The 21,748-nt window shown below is 69.9% G+C and carries 22 protein-coding genes and 1 tRNA gene; 17 read left to right on the plus strand and 6 right to left on the minus strand.

Going from position 1 to position 21,748, the window contains the following annotated elements:
• Positions 1–9 precede the first annotated feature (9 nt).
• From CKY28_RS16215 to CKY28_RS16230, 4 genes are all read left to right on the plus strand, one after another.
• Positions 10–1,497 carry a flavin-containing monooxygenase gene (locus tag CKY28_RS16215; RefSeq protein ID WP_095999423.1) on the plus strand — a complete coding sequence of 496 codons (1,488 nt, stop codon included), beginning with the start codon at positions 10–12 and terminating at the stop codon, positions 1,495–1,497.
• Between the two features lie 316 nt (positions 1,498–1,813).
• Positions 1,814–3,142 (plus strand): EAL domain-containing protein, encoded by a 1,329-nt coding sequence (locus tag CKY28_RS16220; protein WP_095999424.1) that lies wholly within the window; start codon positions 1,814–1,816, stop codon positions 3,140–3,142.
• Positions 3,143–3,204: 62 nt separating this feature from the next.
• A complete protein-coding gene (locus tag CKY28_RS16225) occupies positions 3,205–5,571 on the plus strand; it encodes an ATP-binding protein (protein WP_176473144.1) in 2,367 nt (788 codons plus the stop codon).
• Between the two features lie 63 nt (positions 5,572–5,634).
• A complete protein-coding gene (locus CKY28_RS16230; RefSeq protein WP_095999426.1) occupies positions 5,635–6,027 on the plus strand; it encodes a response regulator in 393 nt (130 codons plus the stop codon).
• Here CKY28_RS16230 and CKY28_RS16235 read toward each other — a convergent pair.
• Positions 6,024–6,869, minus strand: a complete 846-nt coding sequence (locus CKY28_RS16235) for a class I SAM-dependent methyltransferase (protein ID WP_095999427.1) — start codon at positions 6,867–6,869, stop codon at positions 6,024–6,026. The two genes, CKY28_RS16230 and CKY28_RS16235, sit on opposite strands and share 4 nt — an antisense overlap.
• A 44-nt stretch (positions 6,870–6,913) precedes the next feature.
• Here CKY28_RS16235 and CKY28_RS16240 point away from each other — a divergent pair, with 44 nt between their 5' ends.
• The 5 genes from CKY28_RS16240 to CKY28_RS16260 all read left to right on the plus strand — a co-directional run bounded on the left by CKY28_RS16240 (position 6,914) and on the right by CKY28_RS16260 (position 9,294).
• Positions 6,914–7,639, plus strand: coding sequence for a ComF family protein (locus CKY28_RS16240; protein ID WP_245841882.1), 726 nt, complete (start codon positions 6,914–6,916; stop codon positions 7,637–7,639).
• A 32-nt stretch (positions 7,640–7,671) separates the two neighbouring features.
• Positions 7,672–7,926 carry a glutaredoxin 3 gene (gene grxC, locus CKY28_RS16245; RefSeq protein ID WP_095999428.1) on the plus strand — a complete coding sequence of 85 codons (255 nt, stop codon included), beginning with the start codon at positions 7,672–7,674 and terminating at the stop codon, positions 7,924–7,926.
• Positions 7,923–8,750 carry a carbon-nitrogen hydrolase family protein gene (locus tag CKY28_RS16250; RefSeq protein WP_095999429.1) on the plus strand — a complete coding sequence of 276 codons (828 nt, stop codon included), beginning with the start codon at positions 7,923–7,925 and terminating at the stop codon, positions 8,748–8,750. Before grxC ends, CKY28_RS16250 begins: the two co-directional genes overlap by 4 nt.
• A complete protein-coding gene (locus CKY28_RS16255) occupies positions 8,747–9,175 on the plus strand; it encodes a DUF1178 family protein (RefSeq protein ID WP_095999430.1) in 429 nt (142 codons plus the stop codon). The genes CKY28_RS16250 and CKY28_RS16255 overlap by 4 nt, the downstream gene beginning before the upstream one ends.
• 42 nt (positions 9,176–9,217) lie before the next feature.
• A tRNA-Arg gene (locus tag CKY28_RS16260) sits at positions 9,218–9,294 on the plus strand.
• 156 nt (positions 9,295–9,450) lie between these two features.
• Here CKY28_RS16260 and CKY28_RS16265 read toward each other — a convergent pair.
• Complete coding sequence (locus CKY28_RS16265) at positions 9,451–9,753, minus strand: SWIB/MDM2 domain-containing protein (RefSeq protein WP_245841883.1); 303 nt, start codon at positions 9,751–9,753, stop codon at positions 9,451–9,453.
• A gap of 193 nt (positions 9,754–9,946) precedes the next feature.
• Positions 9,947–12,676 (minus strand): TonB-dependent receptor, encoded by a 2,730-nt coding sequence (locus tag CKY28_RS16270; protein WP_245841884.1) that lies wholly within the window; start codon positions 12,674–12,676, stop codon positions 9,947–9,949.
• A 200-nt stretch (positions 12,677–12,876) separates the two neighbouring features.
• Here CKY28_RS16270 and folE point away from each other — a divergent pair, with 200 nt between their 5' ends.
• From folE to CKY28_RS16290, 4 genes are all read left to right on the plus strand, one after another.
• Entirely contained in the window at positions 12,877–13,530 is a 654-nt protein-coding gene (gene folE, locus CKY28_RS16275; RefSeq protein ID WP_176473145.1) for a GTP cyclohydrolase I FolE, read from the plus strand.
• A 2-nt stretch (positions 13,531–13,532) separates the two neighbouring features.
• Positions 13,533–14,273, plus strand: coding sequence for an SDR family oxidoreductase (locus tag CKY28_RS16280; protein WP_095999432.1), 741 nt, complete (start codon positions 13,533–13,535; stop codon positions 14,271–14,273).
• Positions 14,266–14,625 (plus strand): dihydroneopterin aldolase, encoded by a 360-nt coding sequence (locus tag CKY28_RS16285; RefSeq protein ID WP_095999433.1) that lies wholly within the window; start codon positions 14,266–14,268, stop codon positions 14,623–14,625. The genes CKY28_RS16280 and CKY28_RS16285 overlap by 8 nt, the downstream gene beginning before the upstream one ends.
• A gap of 71 nt (positions 14,626–14,696) precedes the next feature.
• Positions 14,697–15,098 carry a BLUF domain-containing protein gene (locus CKY28_RS16290; protein WP_095999434.1) on the plus strand — a complete coding sequence of 134 codons (402 nt, stop codon included), beginning with the start codon at positions 14,697–14,699 and terminating at the stop codon, positions 15,096–15,098.
• Here CKY28_RS16290 and CKY28_RS16295 read toward each other — a convergent pair.
• Both CKY28_RS16295 and miaA read right to left on the minus strand, forming a co-directional pair.
• Complete coding sequence (locus CKY28_RS16295; RefSeq protein WP_095999435.1) at positions 15,095–15,688, minus strand: YceI family protein; 594 nt, start codon at positions 15,686–15,688, stop codon at positions 15,095–15,097. The two genes, CKY28_RS16290 and CKY28_RS16295, sit on opposite strands and share 4 nt — an antisense overlap.
• A gap of 19 nt (positions 15,689–15,707) precedes the next feature.
• Positions 15,708–16,682, minus strand: coding sequence for a tRNA (adenosine(37)-N6)-dimethylallyltransferase MiaA (miaA, locus tag CKY28_RS16300; RefSeq protein WP_095999436.1), 975 nt, complete (start codon positions 16,680–16,682; stop codon positions 15,708–15,710).
• On the opposite strand from miaA, the gene serB reads away from it, so the two are divergent.
• Complete coding sequence (gene serB, locus CKY28_RS16305) at positions 16,681–17,622, plus strand: phosphoserine phosphatase SerB (RefSeq protein ID WP_425442538.1); 942 nt, start codon at positions 16,681–16,683, stop codon at positions 17,620–17,622. The genes miaA and serB overlap by 2 nt on opposite strands.
• Positions 17,623–17,897: 275 nt before the next feature.
• Here serB and CKY28_RS16310 read toward each other — a convergent pair whose 3' ends face one another.
• Positions 17,898–18,983, minus strand: a complete 1,086-nt coding sequence (locus CKY28_RS16310) for an SPOR domain-containing protein (RefSeq protein WP_095999438.1) — start codon at positions 18,981–18,983, stop codon at positions 17,898–17,900.
• 130 nt (positions 18,984–19,113) lie between these two features.
• On the opposite strand from CKY28_RS16310, the gene CKY28_RS16315 reads away from it, so the two are divergent.
• From CKY28_RS16315 to CKY28_RS16325, 3 genes are read left to right on the plus strand one after another with little or no spacing between them, the layout of a single operon-like run.
• On the plus strand, positions 19,114–19,836 hold the full coding sequence (locus CKY28_RS16315; RefSeq protein WP_095999439.1) for a ParA family protein: 723 nt from the start codon (positions 19,114–19,116) through the stop codon (positions 19,834–19,836).
• 5 nt (positions 19,837–19,841) lie between these two features.
• Positions 19,842–20,417, plus strand: a complete 576-nt coding sequence (locus CKY28_RS16320; RefSeq protein ID WP_176473146.1) for a hypothetical protein — start codon at positions 19,842–19,844, stop codon at positions 20,415–20,417.
• A 14-nt stretch (positions 20,418–20,431) separates the two neighbouring features.
• Complete coding sequence (locus CKY28_RS16325; RefSeq protein ID WP_095999557.1) at positions 20,432–21,727, plus strand: SPOR domain-containing protein; 1,296 nt, start codon at positions 20,432–20,434, stop codon at positions 21,725–21,727.
• The last annotated feature ends 21 nt before the right edge of the window (positions 21,728–21,748 follow it).

A 21,748-nucleotide genomic window follows, 5' to 3' on the forward strand; every position in this document is an offset into this window, starting at 1 on the left:
AGACCGGGTATGGTCCAGGAGGCGAGGGTGGCCGAGCATTTCGACGTGGTGGTGGTGGGCGCCGGCATCTCGGGCGTCGGCATGGCGTACCATCTCCAGAAGCGCTGCCCCGACCGCAGCTACGTGATCCTGGAAGGGCGCGAGCGGATGGGGGGCACGTGGGACCTGTTCCGCTATCCGGGCATCCGCTCGGACTCCGACATGCACACGCTGGGTTTCTCCTTCCAGCCGTGGCGCGACGCCAAGGCGATAGCCGACGGACCCAGCATCCGCACCTATGTCGAAGAAACCGCCCGCGAGCACGGCATCGATCGCCGCATCCGTTTCCGCACGCATGTGAAGCGCGCGTCGTGGTCGAGCGAGGACGCGCGCTGGACGATGGAGGCGACGGGGCCGGATGGGGAAGCCGTCACCTACACGTGCAACTTCCTGTGCATGTGTTCGGGCTATTACAACTACGCGCGGGGCTATTTGCCTGAGTTCCCGGGGGCGGATCGGTTCCAGGGTAGGTTGGTGCATCCGCAGCATTGGCCGGAGGATTTGGACTATGCGGGCAAACGCGTCGTTGTGATCGGGAGCGGGGCGACGGCGGTGACGCTGGTGCCGGAGCTCGCGAAGAAAGCCGAGCACGTCGTCATGCTGCAGCGCTCACCCACCTATGTCGTGTCGCGGCCGGCGGAGGACGCGATCGCGAACTTCCTACGCCGCGTGCTGCCGCACCGCGCGGCGTACGGGCTGACGCGCTGGAAGAACGTGCTTTTCGGGATGTACTTCTTCCGGCTAGCGCGCCGAAAGCCCGAGAAGGTCAAGGCGCGCATCCTGCAGTGGGTGCGCGACCATCTAGGCCCCGACTACGACGTCGGCACGCACTTCACGCCGCGCTACAATCCGTGGGACCAGCGGCTGTGCCTCGTGCCCGACGCCGACCTGTTCGACGCGATCAAGGGCGGGCGAGCGTCGGTCGTGACGGACACGATCAGGATGTTCGACGAGGGCGGGATCGCGCTCAACTCGGGCGCGCGGCTCGATGCGGACATCGTCGTCACGGCGACGGGGCTCGAGCTGCAGCTGCTGAGCGGCGTCGAGTTCTGGATCGATGGCGAGCTGCGCGACTTGTCCAAGACGCTGAACTACAAGGGCTGCATGTTCTCCGACGTGCCGAACCTGGCGTACGTCTTCGGCTACACCAACGCGTCCTGGACGCTGAAGGCGGACCTGACCGCGCTCTATGTGTGCCGTCTCCTCAACACGATGCGCAAGCGCGGTTTGCGGCAGGCGACGCCGGTCAACGACGACCCGAGCGTCACGGCCGAGCCGTTCCTGGATTTCACGTCGGGGTACGTCCAGCGCGCGATCGAGCACTTGCCCAAGCAGGGGTCGAAGAAACCCTGGCGCGTCAACCAGAACTACGCGCTCGACGTCATGGCGCTAAGGTTCGGGTCGGTGGACGATGCGATGCGGTTCTCGAACCCGGAAACGGTCCGAGCGGCGGCTTGAGGAGCTGACTGCCGCGATCCGCTATAAATTATTATAATTATAAAGAGTTTCGGCCCGAAACATCCTCGCCCGCGAACTCGACAGTGTGGGAGCGGACGTTCGGGCCGAGATGCCGATCAGACGGGACGGCTATTCTCGCCCCAAATCAGCGCGATGATGAACGCCAGCATGTTGTTACTCCCTCGTTCGCACCGTCGTTACGGTGCGAGCTTTGCTTAACAGGAGGTAAACCAGCGGGCAACACACTCATGAGCCGATTGTTCCGACTTTCGCCTCATTAGGGATATTTTTAATTGAGGTGCCTAGAGCCGTTCACATGAGCGGCGTTTCGGCCCATAAAATCGACGGTAACGCCGGTGAAGCGTCGGGCGGGTCACATCCCCGAACGGGCAGCGCTGCCCGGGCGCCGCGCTGGCGTTTTCTCATTTTGGGACGGATAGCCAACTTCGACCTGCTCAGGCGGCACCTCGGACGCGCCCGCGCCGACATCCTCGCTGGCGACCTGAGCCGCATAATCAATCGAGCCCTTCCGCAGGCGAGAAGCGGCGTATCCGCGTCGGACCTGATCGAGATCGCGTTCGAAGATTATAATCGCCAATCGCTGTACCGAGCGGCGACGACGATTGAGCACCTCTTGAATCGGCCGATCGAGATAGACGGCGAGCTATACGATATTGATGTCCTGCTTGGCGCAGCTGTGGCGGACGGGCCGCCCACGGACGACGTCCGCATGATCGAGCAGGCCGAGCTCGCGCTTCGCCAGGCGACCGCTGACCGTAAGGTCGTAATTCGCGACGCTCATGCGGCGCATGAATCGGTGGACCGCATCGCGCTCGCGCGCGACCTGAGCCGCGCCGTCGCGAACGGGGAGCTGTTCCTCCAATATCAACCCAAGATGCACGTCCGGCGGCAGCGCGTCGCCGGGGTGGAGGCGTTGATCCGCTGGAAGCACCCGGAGCGCGGGTTGGTTCTCCCGGGCGACTTCATCCCGCTCGCGGAGGAGACGCGGGCGATCCTGCCGATGACGTTGTGGACGATAAGGCAGGCGATCGCCGATCAGGCGGTCCTGACGAGCCATGGCCACGACCTGCGCGTGTTCGTCAACATCGCAGGTGTACTGCTGAGCGACGCGCGCTTCGTCGAGGAAGCCTGCGCGATCGTGGCCGATCACGCGGACAAGATCGGTTTCGAGATCACCGAGACGTCGGTCATCCGCGATCCCGAGAGCGCGATCGCGAACTTGAAGATCTTCGACGATATCGGCGTCCATATCGCGATTGACGATTACGGCGCCGGTTTGTCGTCGCTCGCCTATTTGAAGCGCCTTCCCGCGCGCGAACTCAAGATCGACAAACTGTTCGTCACGCAGCTGACGACATCGAATCGTGACCCGCTGATCGTCCGCTCCACGATCGATCTGGCCCACGCGCTAGAGATGGAGGTGGTTGCCGAAGGTGTGGAGACGCAGGCCGCACTTGCGCTGCTATCGGTGATGGGCTGCGACATGATTCAGGGTTTTCTAATCAGCCGTCCGGTCGGACTGAACGCGCTTATCACTTACCTCCAGGATGAACGGCATACCGAAGCGGTGGAAGATAGTCGGGCTACGTTCAACCGCTTGGCAGCGACATGGAAACGCGGGTGATAGGTTTTGTGATCAGGCGCTGTCTCCTGGCGTTGATCCTTGTCCTAGTCTCGAACGGCCCTGTGCAGGCCACCACGCCAGAGGATCTGTTACCGGCTGAGCTCAAGCGCACGGTGGCGCAATGGCGCGCGACGGTACTTGTGAACCCTCGCATGGCGCTCCGCATGGGTACGGCGGCTCACCAGCAGGCCGAGACGATCTCCGGCTTACGTCGGAGAAAGTATGGGCATGCAACCGCTCTCTGGCTCCAGAGTGAAGCCCTTCTCCAACTGGGGGAACTGGCGCGCGCGCGACAACTGATATGGCGGGGTGAGTTGCTCGTAGGCAAAGTAGCTCCAACGTCGCAGCTGGCCGGCGACATTCAGCTTGTGAGCGGCGGGATCTATGCAGCGAACGCCGACGTCGCTTCGGCTCTCCGAGCTTATCAGTTGGCGCATCGAACATTTCAAAAAACAGGTAATCGCAGAAGCGAGTCGATATCGCTGATCTACATATCCAATCTGTACAGCGACGGTAAAGACCATGAAGCAGCGCTGAAGTACCTTGAACAAGCTCTTGAGGTGTACTCCGCCGATCCCAAACTGCTTCCATCGATATATAACAATCAGGGCACCAGCTTGTATGCGCTTGGCCGCAACCGGGAGGCGGTGAAGCAGTTCGCCAAGGCTCGCACGCTTGCTCGCCGGCTTAATTTCTCCGTTCTAGAATCGCAGACGTTGCGCAACATACTTCGCGCGCAGCTCGACGACGGGCAGATCGCAATGGCGCAGATCACCGCCCGGGAAGCGCTTCTCGCCGCACGACACGCCGGCGGATCCGAGGAGCCCGCGATGCTGAGCGTGATCGCGCAGCTCGAGTTTCAGCGCGGGCGGCTGCAGCGGGCCCTGTCGCTCATCGAGCAGAGCTTCGCCGGCGTCGACCTGACCAAGTCGACCATGCCGATGCGTGAGGCTCACGCGACCGCGCATCGCATCCACCGCGCGGTCGGGAACGCGCCGGAGGCGCTCGCGCATCTAGAGGCCCTGAAGCGGCTAGACGACGAAGCGACCAAGCTCGCCACGCAGACCAGCACCGCATTGATGGGCGCGCGGTTTGATTTCGCGAACCAGGAGCTGCGCATCGCCCGCATGAGGGCCGAGCAGTTGCAACGCACGATCCGCGACGAGCGCGAAGAGGCGCAGTTCCGCCTCTGGATCTTCGGCATGGCGACGGCAGCGTCGCTGGTCGTGTTCGTCCTGCTCAGCGTGGCGCTGTTCACGATCCGCCGCAGCCGCAACCAGGTCCGCGCGGCGCACGACGATCTCGCCGTCACCAACGGCGCGTTGGGCGAGGCGCTCGCCGCCAAGACGGAGTTCCTGGCGACGACGAGCCACGAAATCCGCACGCCGCTGAACGGCATCCTGGGCATGACGGAGGTGATGCTGCTGGACCGCGCGCTACCGGACGCCGCGCGCGAGCGCGTGCGCCTGGTGCACGGCGCGGGCAAGACGATGAAGGCGCTGATCGACGACATCCTGGACGTCGCCAAGATCGAGCGCGGCAGGCTGTCGCTGGAAAGCGTGCCCTTCCGGCTCGCCGACGTTCTGGGCGACGCGGCGCTCCTGTGGGAGGACCAGATCCGCACTAAGGGGGTGGCGTTCGAGAGCGGGTTCGACTTGCCTGAGGCGCAGGTGCTGGGTGACCCGGCGCGGTTGCGGCAGATCGTGTTCAATCTGCTCTCCAATGCGGTCAAGTTCACCGAATCGGGGGCGATACGTTTTTCGGCGAGTATCGACGAGGATGGAGCTTACCGCATTCAAGTAGCCGACACCGGTGTGGGCATCGCAACGGATAAGCTCGATCAGGTGTTCGAGTCGTTCCGCCAGGCCGACGCCAGCGTCACGCGCCGCTTCGGCGGCACGGGGCTGGGACTGTCGATCAGCCGTAGCCTGGCGCGCGCTATGGGCGGCGAGCTGTCGGTCAGCAGCTGTCCGGGCGCGGGATCGATCTTCACGCTGACGGTGCCGCTCGCCGACCATGTCGAGGAGGTGGTTAAGGCGGAGCAGAGCCGCGGGAGCGCCGTACTGATCGCCGACCGCAACCCGATTATGCGGGCCATGTTCCGCAGCCTGCTCTCGCCGCATGCCGACACGATCATCGCGGTCGGCGCCGCCGAGGAGGCGCTCCTCGCCATCGAGGCGCACGCGCCGGGCAGGATCCTGATCGACGAGAACATGCTGGCCGACGAGGCGGGCCGCGAGATCGTCCGAGAGGGCCGCCGCCGCGGGGCCGCGGTGACGTTGCTCGAGGCGCCCGGCGTCAGTGTCTATCGGGGCGATGATGTCATCACATTACAGAAGCCCGTGCCGGGACCTGTACTCGTCGCAACGGTGTTTTCATCCGGCGGTAACCTAAGCTACACGGCGCCACTTGTGTCGCGTGCGGCCTAGGCGGATAAGAATTGTGATGACGGCGAGTAACACACCGGTCGGCTCGGGGCGCGAGGCGGTGCGATGAAGGTCCTCTTCATCGAGGACGACCGGATGAATCGGCGCGTGGTCAAGGACATGCTGGACGTCGCCGGCGCGGTGATGACGGAGGCGGAGAGTGCGGAGGAAGGCCTCGAGCTGCTCGACGCGAACCAGTACGACATCCTGCTCGTCGACCTGCGCATGCCGGGCATGGACGGCATGACCGCCATCCGACACATCCGCGCGCGCGGGGACGCCAAGGCGCAGGTGCCGGTGATCGTCGTGACGGCCGACACCGCGCCCGACCTGCGCGAGCAGTGCTTGGAGGCGGGGGCGGACGACGTCTTGTTCAAGCCGGTCGCGATGGAGGCGCTGTTCGACTCGATGGGCCGCGTGCTCGCCAAGGCGGCGGGCGAGGGCGGCTTCATCCGCTAGTCGGGTTTCGGAAAGCGGCGGAGCGCGTCGGCGAGCGAGGTCGTGCCGCTGCCGCGCGCGGCCGGCTTGGGCTGGTCGGGCGAGGGCGACCAGCCGGTGACGAACAGGATGTCGAAGCGCTCGGGGACGCGCCCGTCCGGGTCGGCCGCGGCGGCGAAAGCTTCAGCGGCGCGCGCGAGCGTCGCGCGGGTGAGCGCGGATCGGCCGCGCAACAGGTTGGACGCGCCCATGCCGCGCAGGTCGTCGAGCAGGCGGCCGATCCCGGCGTAGCGCACCGTCAGCGTCTCCACGTCCGCCACCGGAAGCGTGAAGCCCGCGCGCATCAGCAGGTCGCCCGCCGACCGGAGCTCCACCATCGGGTGCACGCGTGGCGCGGGGCGCTCCGCCTCCGCCGTCCGGAACGCGCGCTTGAGCGTGGTGAGCGTGGAGCCGCCCAGGAACGCGCCCAGGAACAGGCCGTCGGGCCGCAGCGCACGGCGGATCAGCGTGAGCGCGCCGGGCAGGTCGTTCACCTGGTCGAGCACGCCGGCGCTCACCACCAGGTCGAAGCTTCCGTCGGCGAAAGGCAGGCGATCCTCGTCCGCCTGCACGCCGCCCGCGGCGCGCGCAAAGGCGAAGCCGGCGTCGCAGCGCGCGACCCTGGCGCCGGGCGGCGGTGCGAACGCGCCGTCGGAGCAGCCGAGGTCGAGCACGTCGGAGAAGCTCCGCGACACGGCGCCGAGCCGCTCGGCCAAGCCGTCGAGCATGGCCTCGCGTAAGAAGGCGTGCTCGGGGTAGCGGTCGGCGACGCGGTCGCGGCGGCGCCGGCGCGCGGCGCGGTCGAAGATGTCGGGCGCGGTCACCGGCGCGGCTTGTGCCCGCGACGGCGGCGGCCGACAAGGGGCGCATGGGAGGAATGCTCACCACGCCGCTGAAGCTGGTCGGGCGCTGGGCGCTGCCGCCGCGCTGCGCGGGGTGCGGCGTGCTGGTGGGCGAGGACCACCGCTTCTGCACGGGCTGCTGGGGCGGGCTGCGCTTCCTGGGGCCGCCCTGGTGCGCGGGGTGCAACCTGCCGTTCGACTACGACCGCGGGCCGGACGCGCGATGCGGCGCGTGCCTGGCCAAGCCGCCGCGCCACGCGGGCGTGCGCGCCGCGGTCGCCTATGACAAGGTGTCGCGCCAGCTCGCGCTCCGGCTGAAATACGGGCGGCGGATCGGGCTCGCGGAGACGATGGCGCGGCACATGGCGCGGCTCGTGCCTGCCGAGATCGACCTGCTCGTGCCCGTGCCGCTGCACCGCTGGCGGCTATGGTCGCGGGGGTTCAACCAGTCGGTCGCGATCGGCGCGGCGCTGGGGCGCATAGCGGGCCTGCCGCTCGACCGCGCGGCGCTCGCGCGCACGCGCGCGACGCCGTCGCTGAAAAGGCGCGGCCACGGCGCGCGGGCCAAGGCGGTGCGGGGCGCGTTCGCCGTTCCCGACCGCGCGCGGGTCGCCGGCCGCCGGATCGGCCTGGTCGACGACGTGTATGCGAGCGGGGCGACGACCGACGCCGCCACGCGAGCGCTGCTGCGGGCGGGCGCGAGCTCCGTGACGGTCCTGTGTTGGGCGCGGGTGCTGGGCTCCGACGATTGACAAGCGCGGGGTTCGTCCGCACTTCCAAGCACATGGCCCGCGTCGAAATCTACACCAAGGCGTTCTGTCCTTATTGCACACGCGCGATGCGCCTGCTGGCGAGCAAGGGCGTCGACCCGGAAGAGTACGACATCACGCTGGGCGGGTCGCAGCGGGCGGAGATGATCCAGCGGGCGAACGGGCGCACCACCGTGCCGCAGATCTTCATCGACGGCCGGCATATCGGCGGGTCCGACGACCTCGCCGCGCTCGACCGCCAGGGCGGGCTCGATCCGCTGCTCCGGTGACGCGCGTCGCTTTGTTGCAGATGACCGGCGGGGTTCATCCCGCTGAGAACGCGCGCATTCTGGCGGACGCCGTGCGCGAGGCGAAGTCGCGCGACGCGGCGATGCTGTTCACGCCCGAGATGTCCAACCTGCTCGACCGGGACCGCGAGCGCGCCGCCGGGAAGATCACGGAACAAGAACGCGATCCCGTGATCGAGGCGTTGCGAAACGCCGCGCGCGAGCATGGCATATGGGTGCATCTCGGATCGGCGGCGGTGAGGCGGAGCGACGGCCGGCTCGCCAATCGCGCGTTCCTGATCGACGACGAGGGCGCGATCCGCGCCTGCTACGACAAGCTCCACCTGTTCGACGTCGATCTGCCCACGGGCGAGCGCTGGCGCGAGTCGGCGGCGTATGCGTGCGGGGAGGCTGCGGTGGTCGCGGATACGCCCGCGGGCAGGCTGGGGCTGTCGGTCTGCTACGACCTGCGTTTCCCGGCGCTCTACCAGGCGCTGAGCGGGGCCGGCGCCACCGTGCTGACCGTGCCCGCGGCGTTCACGCGGCCGACGGGGGCGGCGCACTGGCACGTGCTGTTGCGCGCCCGCGCGATCGAGAACGCCTGCTTCGTCGTCGCCGCCGCGCATACGGGCGAGCATGAGGACGGCCGCGCGACCTACGGCCGCTCGCTCGTCGTCGACCCCTGGGGCGAGGTGTTGCTGGACATGGGCGAGGAGCCGGGCGTCGGCGTGGTCGAGCTCGACCCGGCGCGCGTCGCCGAGGCGCGGGCGCGCGTGCCCGTCCTGGCGCACCGCCGCCCGATCCCGGCGGTGACGGTGGCGTCGTGATCGTGTTCGACCTCCGATGCGCGAACGAGCACGTGTTCGAGGCGTGGTTCGGCTCGAGCGCGGCGTACGACCGCCAGCGCGAGGCCGGGCAGGTGCGCTGCCCGCTGTGCGACAGCGCAGACGTGGGCAAGGCGGTGATGGCCCCCAACGTCGCGGCCAAGGGCAATCGCGGCGGCGGCGTGGACCAGGCCGGGGCCAAGCGGATGCTGGCCGAGCTCGCCGCGGCGCAGGCCAAGGCGCTGGAAGGCTCGGAGTGGGTCGGCGGCTCGTTCGCGACGCGCGCCCGCGCGATGCACACGGGCGAGGAGGCGCATGTGTCGATCCACGGCCAGGCGACGCTCGCCGAGGCCAAGGCGCTGGCGGACGAAGGGGTGCCGGTCGCGCCGCTGCCGCTGCCGGTGACGCCGCCGGAACAGCTGAACTGATTGACCCGTCGGGGCCGGCCGCGTAACCCGGCCCCGCGCCGTGCCCCCGTAGCTCAGCCGGATAGAGCGACGGTTTCCTAAACCGCAGGTCGGGAGTTCAAGTCTCTCCGGGGGCACCATCGCGCCGGCGCGGCGCGGGCAGCGGCGCTGCCCGCACCAGCGCCGAGCGCGGCCGGCGTAGCGCAGCTACGTTCGACGACGCGGGTCCGCCGCGGCGCTTCCCGCGATGAAGGCCGACGCGGTCCGTGACGGCGCCCGCGTCGGCCGAACCGCTGTTACGACTTCACGTGCGCCGAGATGTGCTTGTTCATCTCGAACATCGTGACTTTGTCCTTGCCGAAGACCTTCTTCAGCTTGTCGTCGGCCATGATCTCGCGCTTGTTCTCAGGGTTCTGCAGGTTGTTGGACTTGATGTAATCCCACACCTTGCTGATCACCTGGCTGCGCGGAAGCTTGTCGTTGCCGACCACCGCGCCGAGCTCGGTCGAGGGCTGCACGGGCGCGTGGATGCCGGTGCCCTCGCGGGTCTGCTTCTTGGCGGCCTTCTCCGCACCCTCTTGCTGCTTGCCAGTAGCCATTCCGTTACTCCCTGTTTGGGCGTGTCCCGCCCGGGCGGGCGGGGCGACGCCGTGACTCACGCTATGTCGAGCGCCCTCCGGTTGTGCGCCGCGTCGGACCTTTTGTCACGTCCCGCGACCGGATCGCCGGTGCGGAATCGCACGAGGGCGCGCAAAGGTTGCACAGCCGTAATGTCCGACACGCCGTCCGCGGTCAGAAGCCCACCCGCACGCGCACGCCGTAGGTGCGCGGCTGTCCGGGATAGCCCGCGAAGTTCCCCGTCTGCTCCGGCACCGGGAAGCCGGTGATGAAGAAGAACTTGTCGGTGAGGTTCTCCACGAACACCTCGCCGCGCAGGCGCCCGTCGTCCGTCTGGACGCCCGCCAGCGCGTTCACGAGCGCATAGGCCTCGTTCCGGATCGCGGCCCTGCCCGCAATGGCGGTGCCGGAGCCGCGCTGCGAGATCTCCACCTCGCTGTTGAAGCGGCCGTCGACGTGGACGATGCCGCGCAGACCGGCGGTGAGCTGCGGGTTCCACGTCGTCGAGAAGGTCACGGCGTGGCGCGGGATGTTCGCGAACTGCTGCCCCTGCGACCCCTGCAGCGGCGAGTTGGCGGGGAAGGTGACGTCCTCGTCGACCTGGACGTCGTTGAAGGTGTAGCCGAGCCGCACGGTCAGGTCGGTGCTGGGCCGGAAGATCGATTCCGCCTCGATGCCCTTGGACGTCGAGTCGCTGATGTTCTGCACGACGAAGTTGTTGCCGGCGAACACCAGGTTCTGCAGCCCCTTATACTTGGCGTAGAAGCCCGCGAGGTTGAACGTGAACTGCGGGCTAGGGCTGGTTTTGACGCCGACTTCGAACGAGTCGACCGTTTCGCGCCCGAACTCCAGGTCGGAGCCTTGGGGGCCGTTGCCGCCGAGCAGCACCGAGTCGAACGTCGCCTGGTCGAGATTGTAGCCGCCCGACTTATAGCCGCGGTCGTAGCTGCCGTAGACGAGGTAGCGTGGGCTGAAGGCGTAGGACAGCTTGGCCGTGCCCGTGATCACATTCTCTTCGCGGTCGTCCTGGTAGGCGCCGTTGAACTCGGTGTTCACCGCCGGGTTGCAGCCGAGCAGGAACAGGTTGTTGAACAGCGTCGGGCTGGCGCCGCGGATCAGCGCGGCGTAGGTCGCCGCGGCCTGGTTGCCCGCGCGCAGCTGGTCGAAGAAGGCGCAGGAACCGGAGTTGTTGCGGATGTCCGCGTCCAGCTCCTTCTTTTCGTAGTTGTAGCGAAGGCCGAGCGTCAGTTTGAGCTGGTCGGTCAGGTTGAGGATGTTGTGCGTGAAGGCCGCGAGCGCGGTGGTCTTGACGCGGAAGTTGTCGTTGTTGTTCCCTTGGCCGGGCTGCGCGCCGGGTAGCGGGCTGTTGAGCAGCGCGAAGAGCGGCGATCCCGGCGGCGCGATCTGCTGGAGCCGGACGTTCGGTGCGACCTGCGGGTTTTGGAGATAGATGAGCTGGCCGAGCAGCGGCACCGTGTTCGCCGGCAGCGCCGGCCCGCCGACGAGCGACGCGCCGAGCTGGGGCAGGGTGGGGACGTTGAAGCTGCCGAAGAACTGCGAGCGCGCGAGGCCGGCGAACACCGTGTCGACGTAGCGGTTGGCGTCGCGGCCGAAGCGCACCGTGTCGCGCAGCGTCAGCGTCTCGTCGAGGTAGAAGCCGCCCACCAGGAAGTCGAGAAAATCGCCGAACGCGGTGCCCTGGAACCGGATCTCCTGCGTAAAGTCGGTCAGGTCGGAGCGGTACTCGTCGCGATAGGCGCGGTCGATACCCGAGAAGTCGATGTCCTGGTCGCGCAACACGCGGAAATCGCGATAGGCGGTGATGGAGGTGACGTTGACCGCGCCGAGCGAGAAGTTGAGCTCGCCCGATACGCCCCAGTCCTTCACCCGCTCGGCGTAGGAGCGGTTGGGCGAGATCGCCTGGATGCGATCGGACGGCGAGCCGGTATACAAGCCGACCAGGCCCTGCGCCGCCGCGATCCCTTGGATGACTGGCGCGAGCGGACCACGCACGACGCTGACCGCGCCGCAGCAGTTCTCGTCCGTCTCCGTATAATCGCCGATGAGCCGGAAGGTGACGTCGCCATTGTCGAACAGCGCCTGGCCGCGGACGAGGTAGCGGTCGATGTTGTTGATCCGCCGGTCGCTGTTCGCGTCGCGGATGAAGCCGTCGCGCTTGCGGTATGCGCCGTCGAAGCGGAGCGCGATCTGGTCGGTCACCGGGCCGGTGATCGCGCCGCGAAGCTCATAAGCGTCGAGATTGCCGTATGCGCCCTCGACATAACCGCCCAGTTCGAACTGCGGCTTGGCGGTGAAGATGCTGAGCGCGCCCGCCGACGTGTTGCGGCCGAACAGCGTGCCCTGCGGACCGCGCAGCACCTCCACGCGCTCCAGCTCGGGCAGTTCGGAGAGCGCGACGCCCGCGCGCGAGCGGAACACGCCGTCGATGAACACGCCCACCGCGGGCTCGAAGCCGGGGTTGTCGCCCGCGGTGCCGATGCCGCGGATCGCGAAGGACGAGCCCGTCGCCTGGCTCTGGCCGGTGGTGGTCTGGAGGCTGGGGGCGAGCTGCTCCAGGTCGCGGACGTCCTGGACGGCGGCGTCGCGCAGCAGCTCGGCCGGGACCGCGGTGATCGCGATCGGCACGTTCTGCACCGTCTCGTTGCGGCGCGTGGCGGTGACGACGATGTCGTTGCCGGTGGCGGCCAGCGTCGCATCCGCGGGGTCGGGCGCGACCTGGGCTGCGGTGGCGGGCGACTGCGTCGGCGGGGTCTGCGCGGCGTCGGCGGGCGGCTGGCCGGGCGTGGTCGTGCCGGGCGATCCCGCCGTGTCCTGCGCATGGGCCGGCGTCGCGACCGCCAGGGCGAACACCGAAGCGGCGAGCAGATGCGAAGTCTTGATCACGGCTATCCCCTTCATGACGACGCCGGTCTGTTGCCGGGCTCGTTCGTTCGTGCTTCAGGTACGGAGGGTAGGCGGGCTGGAACGCGCGCGTCAATGCGGCCGGGTATGGTCGGCCCACCCGATCGGAGCTTAGTTGCCGAAATGATACAGTTGCGATTGCGAACCGATCAGCATCAGTTCCTCGTTCCGCGAGGTTCCGCGTGACGGATGGCCCCGTCGAACGCGCCGTCGGCACGCCGGCCGGCGAGGACGCGGCCGCCGACGGCGACCTGGTCGGGCTCGATCCCGTAGCGGTCATCCCCGACGAGGTGCGCGACGCGATCCGCACGCTGATCCGCTGGGCGGGCGATGATCCCGATCGCGAGGGGCTGCTGGACACGCCGCGCCGCGTCGCCAAGGCGTGGAAGGAGTATTGCGCGGGCTATGGCGACGATCCCGCCCAGCACCTCGCGCGCGTGTTCGAGGAGGTGGGCGGCTACGACGAGATCGTGCTCCTGAGGGACATCCCCTTCCAGTCGCATTGCGAGCACCACATGGCCCCCATCATCGGGAAGGCGCATATCGCGTACCTGCCGCGCAACCATGTGGTGGGCATATCCAAGCTGGCGCGCGTGCTCCACGGCTATGCCCGCCGGCTGCAGGTGCAGGAGCGGCTGACCGCGCAGATCGCCGACTGCATCTGGGACAACCTGAAGCCCTTGGGCGTGGCGGTGGTGATCGAGGCGAGCCACGCCTGCATGACCGCGCGCGGCGTGCGCACGCCGGGGGTGGCGATGACGACGAGCCGGATGATGGGCGTGTTCCGCGAGGACGAGCGCTCGCGGCGCGAGGTGCTGGCCTTGATGGGCCGCTGAGGATGCGGCGCACCGTCCTGGTGACCGGCGGCGCGAAGCGGCTGGGCGCGGCGATCGCGCGGCGGCTGGCGGCCGACGGGCACTTGGTGGTGGTGCACTACGGCCGCTCGGGCGCGGAGGCGGAGGCGTTGGCGGCGGAGCTGGGCGGCGTGGCCGTGAGGTGCGACCTGGCGGACGCGCACGCCGTGGACGGGCTGGTCGAGCGCGCGGGCGAAGCCGCGGGCGCGCCAGTCGACGGGCTGGTGAACAGCGCGTCGCAGTTCGAGTTCGACCGGCCGCCGGAGGTCGACGCGGCGCTGCTCGACAGGCTGATGCGCGTGAACCTCTCCGCGCCCGTACGCTTGGCCTGCGCGGTCGCGGAGCGGTCGGGCGACGCGGCGGTGGTGAACCTGCTCGACCAGAAGGTCGCCAACCTCAACCCGGACTTCTTCTCCTACAGCTGCACCAAGGTCGCGCTGGCCGGCGCGACGCCCATGCTGGCGCAGGCGCTGGGGCCGGGATGCCGGGTCAACGCGGTGTCGCCCGGGCTGACGCTGGCGAGCGGCGACCAGAGCGACGGCGAGTTCGGCCGCGCCGCCGTGAAGAACCTGCTCCGTCGACCGGTGGGCGCGGACGCCGTCGCCGACGCGGTCGCGTTCCTGATGAACGCGCGCGGGGTGACGGGGCAGAACCTGTTCGTCGACTGCGGCCAGCGCTTCCTGCCGCGCGGGGGCGACGTGATGTTCGAGGACCGGGATGGTTGAGGCGCGCTACACCACGCTGCTCGACGGGTTGGAGTTGCCTGTCCGGCTCGGCATCCACCCGCATGAGCTGGCGGCGCCGCAGCGGGTGCGGCTATCGGTGCGAATGACGGTCGCCTATCCGCAGCCGGTCGCGAACGACCGGATCGAGGAGGTGCTCGACTACGACTTCGTCCGCGAGGGCGTGCACGCCATGGCGCGCGAGCGGCGGTTCGCGCTGCAGGAGACGCTGTGCGACGCGGTGGCGGCGCTCTGCCTGCGCGACGAGCGGGTGATCGAGGTGGTGGTGCGCTCGGTCAAGCCGGACGTGTACCCGGACGCGGCCGTCGGGTGCGAGGTCGTGCGGGGGCGCTGATCCAGATTAGAGGCAAGTTAACCGTCCTTTTAACCAGTCCGTAGCAGGATGACGGCGGAAAGGATCGGCACATGCTCCAGCTCGTCTACATCAGCTCCTCGCGCGAGGCGGTGTCCGCCGCGGAGCTCCAGCGCATCCTCGCCGCCTCGCGCCGGAACAACGGGCGCGACGGCATCACCGGCCTGCTGTTCTTCGACGGCAAGCGCTTCTTGCAGGCGCTGGAGGGCGAGGCGGACAAGGTGGTCGCCGCGTTCGAGCGCATCCGCGACGACGCGCGCCACTCGGGCGTGGTCGTGCTGTCGCGGCGCGAGATCGCCGAGCGCGAGTTCGGCGACTGGGCGATGGCGAGCCGGGGCGCGCCGCACGAGGAGGACGCGATGCTCGCCCGCGTGGCCGAGCTCGCCGCCAACGCCGCACCCGCGGTGCAGGCGACGTTCAACAGCTTCGCCCAGGTCCGCCGCCGCGCCGCTTAAGCTGCTTCGAACGCCGCGTTGATCTCCAGGTCGACGCGATCCGACACCACCGGCACGGCCATGCCGAGGCCGAAGTCGCTGCGGTTCACCTGACCCGTGGCGCGGAAGCCGAAGTTGAGCTTCTTGTTCATCGGGTTGGGCCCGGCGCCGACGAAGCTCGCCTGAAGCGTCACCGGTTTGGTGATCCCCTTGATCGTGAGGTCGCCCGTCACGGTCGCCCGGTTTCCGTTCACCTGTACGTCGCGCGACACGAAACGCGCGGTGGGATGCTTGGCGGTCTCGAAGAAATCGGCGCTGTTCAGGTGCTTGGTGAAGCCGGCGCTCGTGCTCGACAGCTCGGCGGTGTTGAACGTCACCTCCAGCTTGGTCGCCTGCGGGCGGGCGGGGTCGATCGTGATCTGGCCGCCCGACGCGCCGAACTGGCCCGTCAGCATGGAGAAGCCCATGTGGTTGACGGTCCAGGTGACCTGGGTGTGGTTGGGATCGACGCGGTAGGTGCCGGCGCGGACGAGCGCCGGGTCGGGCTGGCCGGGCGTCTGGGCGACGACGGGCACGGCGATCAGGGCTAAGGCGGCGAAGGCCGGACGCATACGGTTCTCCTGCAAAAGTCTATCCGCCGCATCCTGCATCGAACCGCGTGGTTGCGACAGGGGCGGAATCGAAACGCTCCGTTGCCGAAAGCCGCTGGCGCATCAAACGGAGGAGCGCATCGGCGTCCGCCTCGCGCGTCCAGTCGGGCGGGGACTGGTTGCGGAACCAGGTGTACTGGCGCTTGGCGTATTGCCGCGTCTCGAGGCGGGCTCGGGCGAGCGCCTCGTCGCGGGTCGCGCGGCCGGCAAGCATGTCGGCAATAGGCGTGACGCCGATCGCGCGCATGACGGGCAGGTCGGGCGAGAGATCGCGGGTGAGTAGGGCTGCAACCTCGTCCACCGCACCTTCATCGAACATGGTCGCGAGGCGGGCGTCGGTGCGGGTGACGAGCGCGTCGCGGTCGGGAAGCAGCGCCGCGCCGACCACGTGGTAGCGGTCGCGGATGCCGCCGACGCGTTCGGCTTGCCAATGGGCGAGCGGACGGCCGGTCGAGCGCACCACCTCCAGCGCGCGGGCGACTCGGGTGATGTCGGAGGGGTGGAGGCGCGCGGCGGCGGGCGCGTCGAGCTCGGCGAGCAGACGATGGGCTTCGGCGACGGGCAGCGCGCGCGCCTCCGCGCGGATGGTGGGGTCGATGTCCGGTACGGGCGCGATGCCGTCTAGCAGCGTGCGGAGGTACAGGCCCGTGCCGCCGACCAGGATGGGCAGCTCGCCGGCCGCGACGGCGTCCGCGACCGCATCCCCCGCCTCGGCGGCCCAGCGGGCGGCGGAGCAGGCTTCCGCACCGTCGATGTAGCCGAACAGGCGGTGGGGCGCGCGCGCCTCCTCCGCCGCGTCCGGGCGGGCGGTGAGGACGCGGAGGTCGCGATAGACCTGCGACGCGTCGGCGTTGATCACCACGCCGCCCAGCGCCTCGGCGAGCGCCGCGCCCGCGGCCGACTTGCCGCTCGCGGTCGGCCCTGCGATGAGCGCCAATCTCGGGAGGTGGTCCATGTTCACGGCGACGCTGATAGCAGAGCGGAATCTTGATGACGCGCTGCTTTCCGACATCGTCCACGAGTTCGATACTGAGTGCACGGCGGGTCGATTGAAGACCGTCGATTGGATCGATCAAGATCGTGCAGCGGACCTGACCTTTGATCCGGCTAAAGATTTCAGTGATAAAGATTGTGCTGAACTCGCCGCAGCAATGCAGCAACGTGCTTGGGCGATCGCCAAAGGCGGGTTCGGCCGTGAGCTGGCGATGGATATTATCGTTCAGCCTACGGCCGGTCGCGAGAAACGCGCGCTCGTCGCCGACATGGACTCCACGATGATCACCGTCGAGTGCATCGACGAGCTGGCCGACTATGCCGGGATCAAGCCCGAGATCGCGGCGATCACCGAGGCGGCGATGCGCGGCGAGCTCGACTTCGAGGCGGCGCTCGACGCGCGGGTGCGGCTGCTGAAGGGCATGGATGCGAGCGTGATCGACCGCTGCCTAGCCGAGCGCGTCGGGATCATGCCCGGCGCGCGTGCGCTGGTGCGCACGATGCGGGCGCGGGGCGCGCGATGCGTGCTCGTGTCGGGCGGTTTCACGCGCTTCGCCGAGCCGGTGGCGGCGGAGATCGGGTTCGATCGGGCGATCGCGAACGTGCTGGAGATCGAGGGCAGGCGGCTCACCGGCGCGGTGCGGCGGCCGATCGTCGGGGCGGAGGCGAAGGAGCGGGCGCTGCGGGAGACCGTCGCGGAGGCAGGCGTGGGACTCGAATCGGCGCTGGCGGTCGGCGACGGGGCGAACGACCTGCCCATGATCCGCGCGGCGGGGCTGGGGGTGGCATACCGCGCCAAGCCGATCGTCGCAGCCGCCGCGGGCGCGCGGATCGAGCATAGCGACCTGAGCGCGCTGCTCTATGCGCAGGGCGTGCCGCGGCGGGAGTGGGTCACCAGCTAATTTCCTCCCCCGCATCGTAGATGCGGGGGAGGGGGACCGCTCGCGTAGCGAGTGGTGGAGGGGGGCGTAGCGCGACGAGCGACATGCCGGGGGCATGTCGCCGCGCGGAGCCGGCCTGCGGGACGCAGGCCGTGGGCGATGCCGTATCCCCCACGGCTTGCTTTGCAAGCCGGCTCCGGTCGGCGACAAGCCCCCGGCTTGTCGCTGATCGACCTACGCCCCCCTCCACCAGCCTGCGGCTGGTCCCCCTCCCCCGCTGTAAGCGGGGGAGGATTTTAGGAGGGGATCACCACGCAGCTTACGCCGGCGGCGCGGCAGGCGCGTTGGGCTTCGGCGCGGGTGCGGTAGGGGCCGGCCTGGACGCGGGTGACGTTCCCCGCGCGGACATAGGAGACCTCGCCCACCCGCCCGCCCACCCGCGCGCCCAGGTCGCGCGCGTTGCCGGCGTCGCGGAACGCGCCGAGCTGGATGCGGTAGCGTCCGCCCGCCGCGGCGCGCACGGGCGCGGGCGCCGCCGCACGAGGTGTCGCGCGGGGCGCGGGCGCGGCGGCCGGACGCGGAGCCGTCGCGCGCGGGGTGGGCGTCGCGGCCGGCGTCGGGGCCGGGCTGGGGCGGGTGGCGACGGCTTTGGGCGTCGCCGCCGGAGCGGGCCGCGACGCGGTCGCGCGCGGGGTCGGCGTCGCACGCGGGGTCGGGGTGGCGGCGGGCGCGGGCGGCGCGGAGGCGACGGCGGTGGGCGGCGCGTCGGTGGCGCGGACGGCGGTGCGGTTCGGGTCGACGCCGGGCGCGAGCTTCGCCTGCGCCTCGTACTGGCGCGCTAGCTCCAGCCCGCGCTGGCGGTCGGCGGGCGTGATGTGCCGGTCCATCTGCGCCAGGGTCTGCGAGGCGGATTGGAGGTTGGCGGCGCTGGCGCGCGTCATCAGCGCATAGGCGCGGGGCACGTCGCGCTTCACGCCGTCGCCGTTGAAGAGCATGGTGCCGAGCACGAGCTGCGCGCGGGGCTCGCCGCGGGCGGCCGACTTCTCGAGCCAGGGCAGCGCCTCCGCGCGCTTGCCCGCCTGGAACAGCGCCAGGCCGTAGTTGTCGCCCGCCTGTTCATGGTTCTGGAGCGCCGCGCGGCGGAACCAGCTCTCGGCGAGCGCGGGATCCTCCGGCACGCCGCGGCCGAGCTTGTACGCTTGGGCGAGGTTGAACTGCGCGTCGGCGTCGCCCGCGATCGCCAGCGGACGCCATTTCTCGACGGCGGTGCGGTAGTCGCCGCGGCTCCAGGCGTCGACGCCCAGCTTAACGTCCGGGCTCTGCGCGGCGCCTACGCCCGCCACCAGCGCCACCGCTCCCAGCCCCAAGAGAAAACCACGCATGACCAAACCCCCGACCCGCTAGTCCCCCCGCATCATGCCCCGGTTCGGCGCGGACGGGAAGCGCCGTTTACCATTCCTTATACCCACGCGTGGCAGGTCATGGGCCGAACAGCGGGAGTGAAGGGGAGCTATGCGCGTTCTCGCGATGGCGTCGCAGAAGGGCGGATCGGGCAAGACGACCTTGTCCGGCCATTTGGCCGTGCAGGCGCAGCTGGCGGGCCACGGGCCCGTGGTGCTGATCGACATCGACCCGCAGGGGTCGCTGGCGGACTGGTGGAACGAGCGCGAGACGGAGATGCCCGCCTTCGCGCAGACCACTGTCGCGCGGCTGGCCGCCGACCTGGAGGTGCTGCGCCAGCAGGGCTTCAAGCTCGCCATGATCGACACGCCGCCCGCCATCACCATGGCGATCCAGAGCGTGATCCAGGTGGCCGAGCTGATCGTCATCCCGACGCGCCCGTCACCGCACGACCTCCGCGCGGTGGGCGCGACCGTCGACCTTTGCGACCGCGCGGGCAAGCCGCTCATCTTCGTGGTCAACGCCGCCACGCCCAAGGCGCGCATCACCAGCGAGGCCGCGGTGGCGCTGTCGCAGCACGGCACCGTCGCGCCGATCACCATCCACCAGCGCACCGACTTCGCCGCGTCGATGATCGACGGCCGCACGGTGATGGAGACGGACCCGAACGGCCGCTCCGCCGCCGAGGTGCAGGCGCTCTGGACCTACATCGCCGACCGGCTGGAGAAGAACTTCCGCCGCACCGTCTTTTCCGTGCCGACCGCGCCGGGCGCGGGCATGGGGATGGGCGTGCGCCCGGCCGCCGGCGGCTTCGGCCGCCGGGTCGCGGGGTGAGCGCCATGCTGAGCTCCAAGCCGCTCGCCTCGCTCTCGTCCGGCCTCCTCGCCCGCAAGGGTCAGGCCAAGCCCGCCATGCGCCCGCAGGGCTTCGGCGGGTTCGCGTCCTCCGCGGCCGCCGCGCTCGACGATCTGGGCTGGGACGACATGGGCTCGCCCGAGCCCGCCGCGCCCCAAACCGCACCGACGCCCGCGCCGACGCCCGCGCCGACGCCGGTGCTGGTCTCGCCCGCTCCCCCGCCTGAGCCCGAGCCGGCCGAACCCGCGCCCGTGCCGCCCGTCATCTCGCTGCGCGAGGCGCTGGCGAAGCGGATCGAGCAGGTGCGCGAGCCGAAATCCGTGTCGCTCGCCACCGCCGCCCGTATCGGGCGCGAGTCGGCCAAGCAGACCAAGAACGGCAAGGCCGCGTTCACGCTGCGCCTCGACGCCGACCGCCACCTGAAGCTCAGGCTGGCGAGCGCGTTGGGGGGGCGGTCCGCGCAGATGCTGGTGACCGAGGCGGTGGACGCGCTCTTGGACACGATGCCCGAGGTGGCGGCGCTCGTCGCGCAGCTGCCCGAACCGAAACGTCGTCGATAGGGATGGGGGTCTCGATGAAGACGCGGATGCTGTTGAAGGTGAGCCTGCCGGCGCTGCTGGTCGCGGGCGCGACGGTCGCGGTGGCTTCGGCGGGCGAGGGGGTGGCCGACGCCAAGGCGGCCGCCAAGGTCGCCGCCAAGGCCGAGCGCGCGCTGGGCAAGCGCGCGGGCGCGGACGCGGTCGCGTGGGCCGAGCAGGCGGTGACGCTGTCGCCGCAGGACGCCGGCCACCGCGCGCTGCTGGGCCAGGCCTACTTGCAGGCGGGCCGCTTCCGCTCGGCGCGCGAGGCGTTCGCGGACGCGCTGCAGCTCGACGGGCGCAACGGACGCGTGGCGCTGGGCCTGGTGCTCGCGCAGATCGCGACCGGCGACTGGTCGGCCGCCCGGGCGACGCTCGACGAGCACGCCGGCAAGATCTCGGCGAGCGACCGCGGCCTCGCCGTGGCGCTCACGGGCGACCCCGCCTCGGCGGTGGCCATGCTGACGGACGCGGCGCGCCGCCCGGACGCCAGCCCCAAGACGCGGCAGAACCTGGCGCTCAGCCTGGCGCTCGCCGGGCAATGGCAGATGGCGCGCGTGGTCGCGGCCGCCGACATGTCGCCCGCCGACGTGGACGCGCGCATGGTCGAATGGGCCGCCTTCGCGCAGCCCCGCGACGCGTCCGACCAGGTCGCGCACCTGCTGGGCGTGAAGGCGGTCGAGGACGCCGGCCGTCCGGCCGCGCTGGCGCTGAACGCCGCGCCCGCGGTCGTGCCGACCGTCGAGCCGGTCGCCGTCGCGGCCGCCGCCGCGCCCGTCGTGGTCGCGCCCGAGCCGACCGCCGAGGCGGTGCGCGCGCCCGGCTTCGGCAAGGTAGTGTTCGGCCCGCGCCAGGAGATCGTGCAGGCGCTGCCCGCGCCGACGATCCGGCCCGCGCGCGGCCTCGTAAAGGTGGCGCTCACGGCCAGGCCGCAGCCGCTGCCGGTCGTCGCCAAGGCCGCGCCTGCGCCTGCGCCCGCCGCCGCGCCCGCCAAGGGCGGCTGGTTCGTCCAGCTCGGCGCGTACGACTCGCCCGCGGTCGCCCGCGAGGCATGGGGCCGCGCCCAGCGCCGCTTCGCCGCGCTGGAGGACCACACGCCGTCCGGCATGAACTTCGCCGCGCGCGGGCGGGACTTCTACCGCCTGTCGGTGGGCGGCTTCGCGCATTCGGACGCGCAGGGCTTCTGCCGCCGCTACCGCGCGGCCGGGGGCAGCTGCTTCGTCCGCCAGGTCGCGGGCGATCAGGTCGCACAGTGGCTGCGCAAGCCGGGCGTGCAGGTCGCCGCGCGCTGATCCTCTTTCTTAGTTCCTCCC

Origin of the sequence: Sphingomonas lenta (assembly GCF_002288825.1) — a bacterium.
Lineage (GTDB): Bacteria > Pseudomonadota > Alphaproteobacteria > Sphingomonadales > Sphingomonadaceae > Sphingomonas > Sphingomonas lenta.